Source organism: Nocardia cerradoensis NBRC 101014 (genome assembly GCF_000308535.1).
Taxonomy (GTDB): Bacteria; Actinomycetota; Actinomycetes; order Mycobacteriales; family Mycobacteriaceae; genus Nocardia; species Nocardia cerradoensis.
The window spans coordinates 1-5,251 of sequence record NZ_BAFW01000220.1 but is presented as its reverse complement, the minus strand read 5'-3'; the positions used below and the strand labels follow the sequence as shown (position 1 = coordinate 5,251).

8 protein-coding genes are annotated in these 5,251 nt (G+C 68.6%); 4 read left to right on the top strand and 4 right to left on the bottom strand.

From position 1 onward, the window contains the following. The 4 genes from ON23_RS23430 to ON23_RS23415 form a co-directional block, all read left to right on the top strand. A partial coding sequence (locus ON23_RS23430; protein WP_039780818.1) for a S1C family serine protease occupies positions 1-900 on the top strand: 900 nt, incomplete at its 5' end. 98 nt (positions 901-998) lie between these two features. Then, positions 999-1,493 carry a MogA/MoaB family molybdenum cofactor biosynthesis protein gene (locus ON23_RS23425; protein ID WP_081879443.1) on the top strand — a complete coding sequence of 165 codons (495 nt, stop codon included), beginning with the start codon at positions 999-1,001 and terminating at the stop codon, positions 1,491-1,493. A 7-nt stretch (positions 1,494-1,500) separates the two neighbouring features. After that, positions 1,501-1,722 (top strand): hypothetical protein, encoded by a 222-nt coding sequence (locus ON23_RS23420; RefSeq protein WP_039780816.1) that lies wholly within the window; start codon positions 1,501-1,503, stop codon positions 1,720-1,722. Positions 1,723-1,936: 214 nt separating this feature from the next. Beyond that, positions 1,937-2,632, top strand: a complete 696-nt coding sequence (locus ON23_RS23415; protein WP_039780815.1) for an MspA family porin — start codon at positions 1,937-1,939, stop codon at positions 2,630-2,632. A 31-nt stretch (positions 2,633-2,663) separates the two neighbouring features. Here the strand turns inward: ON23_RS23415 and mscL are convergent, their stop codons facing one another. The 4 genes from mscL to ON23_RS23395 all read right to left on the bottom strand — a co-directional run. Continuing rightward, complete coding sequence (gene mscL, locus ON23_RS23410) at positions 2,664-3,119, bottom strand: large conductance mechanosensitive channel protein MscL (RefSeq protein ID WP_039780813.1); 456 nt, start codon at positions 3,117-3,119, stop codon at positions 2,664-2,666. A gap of 144 nt (positions 3,120-3,263) precedes the next feature. Further along, on the bottom strand, positions 3,264-3,998 hold the full coding sequence (gene cpaB / locus ON23_RS23405; RefSeq protein WP_083904196.1) for a Flp pilus assembly protein CpaB: 735 nt from the start codon (positions 3,996-3,998) through the stop codon (positions 3,264-3,266). A 158-nt stretch (positions 3,999-4,156) separates the two neighbouring features. Beyond that, positions 4,157-4,477, bottom strand: coding sequence for an FmdB family zinc ribbon protein (locus tag ON23_RS37040; RefSeq protein WP_083904195.1), 321 nt, complete (start codon positions 4,475-4,477; stop codon positions 4,157-4,159). Between the two features lie 133 nt (positions 4,478-4,610). Continuing rightward, positions 4,611-5,251, bottom strand: a 641-nt coding sequence (locus ON23_RS23395; RefSeq protein WP_039780811.1) for a 5-formyltetrahydrofolate cyclo-ligase, incomplete at its 5' end; no start/stop codon positions are given.

Sequence of the window (5,251 nt, the reverse complement as noted above, 5' to 3'; positions counted from 1 at the left end):
AGCGTCGTGATGATCCGCGTCGCGGGCGCTCGCGCGGAGGGGGAGGGCTCGGGCGTGGTGCTGTCGTCGGACGGGCTGATCCTGACCAACAACCACGTCGCCAGCGGAGCCGGCCCCAACGCCAAGATGGAGGTCGCCTTCCAGGACGGCACCACCGCCAACGCCTCGGTCGTCGGCGTCGACCCGGTGTCGGATCTGGCCGTCATCAAGGCGGCCGGCAAGACCAACCTGGCCCCGATCGAACTCGGCACCTCGCGCAACCTGATGGTCGGCCAGCCCGTGGTGGCGGTCGGTTCGCCGCTGGGCCTGGCCGGAACCGTCACCACCGGCATCGTGTCGGCGCTCAACCGCCCGGTGTCGACCAGCGGTGAGGCCGGCTCGCAGGGCACGGTCATCTCCGCGATCCAGACCGATGCCGCGATCAACCCCGGCAATTCGGGTGGCGCACTGGTCGATACGAACGGCAAGCTGATCGGCATCAACACCGCGATCGCCACCCTCGGCGCCTCGGAGATGCCCGGTTCGCAGAGCGGTTCGATCGGCCTGGGCTTCGCGATTCCGGTCGATCAGGCCCGTCGCGTCGCCGATGAGCTGACCAAGTCCGGCCACGCCACCTATGCTCAGATCGGGATCTCGGTGCGCGCGCAGGACGACGTCAACGGCGCCCGGGTCCTGGACGTGACACCGGACGGTCCGGCCGCGAAGGCGGGCATTCCGTCGGGTGCGATCGTCACCCGGGTCGACGATCAGGTCATCGACTCGGGCAATTCGCTGATCGCCGCCGTGCGGTCGCACCAACCGGGTGACAAGGTGAAGGTCACCTACACCGATCCACAAGGACAGAATCCGAAAACCGTCGAGGTGACCCTCGGCGCCGCACCGGCGGAGGGTGGCCGATGATCCGTGAACCGCGTCCTTTGACAGTGCTCCCGACACCCGACGCCGACGAGCCCGGGGGACCGGAGTGGTTGTCGCCCACGGACGCTACGGTGAGCAACATGGAAATCGATGCTCCCGTGGCGGGCCGGGCACTTGTGGTGGTCGTGGACGATCGAACCGCGCATGGCGGGGTGGACTCGCTGGGGCCGCTGGTGACCGAACTGCTCACCGAATTCGGCTTCCTCGTCGACGCCACGGTGTCGGTGGCCGGCGACGAGATCGAGATTCGCAACGCCCTCAACACCGCCGTGATCGGCGGGGTCGACCTGGTGATCTCCGTGGGCGGCACCGGTATGTCGCCGCGCGATGTCACCCCGGAGGCGACCCTCGAGGTGCTCGATCGTGAATTGCCCGGCATCAGCGAGGCACTGCGCGCCTCCGGACTCGCGGCCGGTTCGCTCGACGCCGGTCTCTCGCGTGGTCTGGCCGGGGTCTCGGGCAGCACCCTGGTGGTCAATCTGCCCGGCACCCGCGACGCCGTGCGCGACGGTATGGCGACGCTCGGCCCGCTGGTGAGCCGGGTCGTCGACGAACTGTCCGGCTTGGCGGAATAATCAGGGTATGACCGACCGGCCGACGGGGGCGCAGCGTCCGGGCGATTCGCATTCTGCGGATCGCCCGGCGAAGGGCCGCGCCCGGTCGGCCGCGGAGGCCGCGCGGCTGGCGCGGGTCTTCGGCGAGACGCTGCCGCGCACCAGCAGCGATGAGCGCGCCCCCGACGGTGAGCTACCCCGCTCCTCGGACGACTGGCTGCGCGCGCAGGTGCCCCCTCATCACGGATAACTCGTGACGTTGATGCCGATACATGCGGTAATCGACTGTGTCCCAGATCATGAGCCGTTTCACCGCCGGATGTTGGCAGCGGTGAGACAGGCCGTTTATTGTCCCGTTCAGGCGGCTTCACCTGCGGTTCTCGAAGCCTCCGGGTAGGTCCGCGCGTCGCGGCGCGCCGCCCGGTGGCGTTCGAGGCCGCCGCAAGAACCTGATGAGGGGACATATGAATACGAACCGCGCGAACGGTCGGCGATGGGGTGCGCGTATCGCGGGCATCGGTGCCGTGGCGGCCACCGCGCTCGGCCTGTTCTCCACCGGCGCCGCCGACGCCGCCACCTTCGTCGCGCTGCCCGGCGGCGAGCTATCCAAGACGCTCTCCGACGGCACCGTGGTGCATGTCCGGCTGGACGGCGAATCCGCGAATATCGATCCGTCGCTCGGCGCGCCGCCGGTGCACCGCAATGCCTGGGTCTCCGGCAACGCCCATGTCGAACTGTCCGGCGACACCACCGCCGTGGGCGGCAGCATCTACCCCGGATACACCGTGGGCTGCCAGGTCGACATGTCCGGCGGCGGCGTCGACGGCGGGCCCAGCGCGAGCATGGACTGGACCGACGGCGAGAACGCCAAGCCGGATGCCGGCGGCAATGTCGGTGGCAACCTGACTCTCGGTCCGGGCCAAGCGAAGTCGTTCTACGTCCTCGACATCGAGGAGAAGGGCGACTTCGGACAGGATGTACACAAGAGCCGTAACAAGTTTCAGGGTGACAGTGGTTCGGTCGCCTGGTCCGACGAGACCATCGGCCTGACCGGATGTGGCGGTTCCGCGCAGGCGCGCGCATTCGTCAGCGTCGAGGTCGAGACCGACAACGTCATCTCCTGGGTGACGCTGTGGGGGAAGCCGTTCAGCCTGGGCTGAGCTGTTCCGGAGACGCAGTAGGGCCGTGCCGTCAGCGGCTCCGCTGCGTATCTCCCTGTCGGCGTAGGGAATCGACGTCGGCGAACTCGTGCCGGCCGCCGGCGCTCTTGCTGCCCTCCGAGAGCAGATCGCGGATCTCGGTGAGCAGTTCGACCTCGGTCATCACGGCTTCCTTCTCGGTGCCGTAGCGCTTCATCAGCCGGCCCGCCGGCAGCACCAGAATGAAGTACAGGATCGCCGCGATGAGGATGAAGTTGACCACGGCGGTGACGATCGGGCCGAGCGCGATGAAGGTGGACGGTTTACTGGAATCCAGATAGAAGCCCCAGCCGTGTTCGTTCGCGCCCCCGAACAAGTCCAAGAGGGGATTGACGATTCCGGTCACGATGGCAGTGACGACCGCGGTGAACGCGGTACCGATGACGACCGCGACCGCCAGATCGATCACGTTCCCGCGGAGCAGGAAATCCCTGAAACCTTTCAGCATTGCGGCTCCTGTCTCATCCGGCGTGCCCGCGCCTCGCCGTTCGGTCTGGTCGTGGCATCCGATGCGATTGCTTTCCGCTATCGAATGAGGTACTCGGGATGCTAACGGACAGTTGCGGCAAATGCTCGGCGAACACAGCGAACATCAGTGAAACACCACGGTCAGGGCGGTGTGCAACGAGGCGGCCGCGACGGTGGTCGCATGTCCCGGATCGAGTGCCAGCAGCACGATTCGTTCGGGGGACGCGCGGGTCCGGGCACCGGTGTCGGCGGCCCCGGAGATCAGGACGACCGCGGCGTCGGTGGCGAGGGTGTGCGCGGACGGCGAACGCTCCCGGGGCGCCATCGCCTCCGGCTCGCCGTGCACGCCGGTGTCTTCCGCGGCGACCACGTCCACCCGGTCGCCGGGTCGCAGAATGTCGGCAATCGCGTTGTCCGCCAAGCGCATCGGCACGATCCGGGCATTCGGCGTGCCGGTCGCCGCGGCTGCCAGGCGGGGGCCGACGATCCGGAAATCGGTGAGTATCTCCCCGGCGTGCACAGCGCCGGTCGAGGTCGCGCCGAGCAGTGTCGCGGGATCGGTGACGGCGCCTTCCGGTACCGCGTCCGGTGCCAGGTCCGCGTACCGCAGATCCGCAGGAGCCAGTACCTGTCCGGGTTGCACGTCCCGGGCCGCGACCACCACCGGTGTGCGATGCCCGGCGGGATCGCCGCGCAGGGCGACGACGGCTGCCGCGGCAGCCAGTCCGACGGCCGACAGCCGGCGTACGAGGGTCAGATCGAGCCAGGGCGGTCGTATCCGGGACAGGAATTCGGTGCCCCGAGCACGGCCGAGATCGGTATCGACGGTGCGTAGCCGATCGAATCGCAAGGTCCGCATACCGGCCACCGTACGGTCCGCGGCAGGTCGGTCATCCCGGAAAAGAGCAGGTCAGAACTTTTCTGTGGATAACGGAAAGGCTGTGGACAACTGAGGCCGGCACGGGCGGGAGTGATGACCGGCCGGGCGGTGCGGGGCCGCCCGGTACGGGGGAGCGGTCAGGCGACGGCGGTGCTGGTCGACGAGGAGCTCGACGACGAAGCCGAGCTGCTCGACGAGCTGGACGAGCTGCTGGAACCGGCCGAATCGCTCGACTTGGATTCGCTCGACTTCGCGGCGGGCTCACTGGCCGACGACGAGCCGTTGCGGCTGTCGGTGCGGTAGAAGCCACTGCCCTTGAAGACGATGCCGACCGAGTTGAACAGCTTGCGCAGCTTGCCGTTGCACTTTTCGCAGGTGGTCAGGGCGTCATCGGAGAACGACTGCACGATGTCGAACTTGTCGCCACACTGCGTGCACTGATACGAGTAAGTAGGCACCTGCGAACCTCCACGGTTTTCGTCTTTTAGCACTCTACAGCCGACAGTGCCAACAGTGCCAATCCGGTCTTGATTCCCATGGTGCGCGTGAGGTCGCACCGGCGCCACCGAGTCCGAGCGCCCGGTGCCTGCTTCATACGCTCGAGTATCGACCGCCGATCTCGCGATCTCCGGCATCGAGCCTGCACAGCCCGGCCTCCGGCAGCAATGCCCACCCCATCCGGCGATCGTGGGGTTCCTCCGGCAGCGCATCCAGCAGTTCCGTGTCTCGAACGACCGCCACCAGACGTGCGTCCGGTCGCGCCGCGGGCAGCGTCCGGTCGTAATAGCCGGCGCCCCGCCCCAGCCGCACACCGCGCCGATCGACCGCGAGTGCCGGGATCACGATCACCTCCGGCCATTCGATCGCCGCCACACCCAACGGCGGCCCGTCGGGCTCGAGCAGTCCGTAGCGGGCGCGCCGCAGCCCCTCGATTCCCGTGTATTCGGCCCACCCCAGCGGTCCGGGCGGCCCCGTCACGGGGACCATCACCCGAGCCCCCGCGACCCGCAGTGCGTCGAGCATCGCGACCGAACCGGGCTCACCCGCGACCGGGATGTACCCCGCCACCCACCGCGAGCCGGGAGCCTCCGGGCCGGTGTGCGGCCCATCGGTAGGCGGCCGGACGATGTCCAGCACCCGCGACACGGACCGGCTCAACGCCTCGGCCTCCGCGGCCCTGGTCTCCGGCGGCACCGCCGCCCGGGCGGCCAGCAATTCCGCTCGCCACCGCC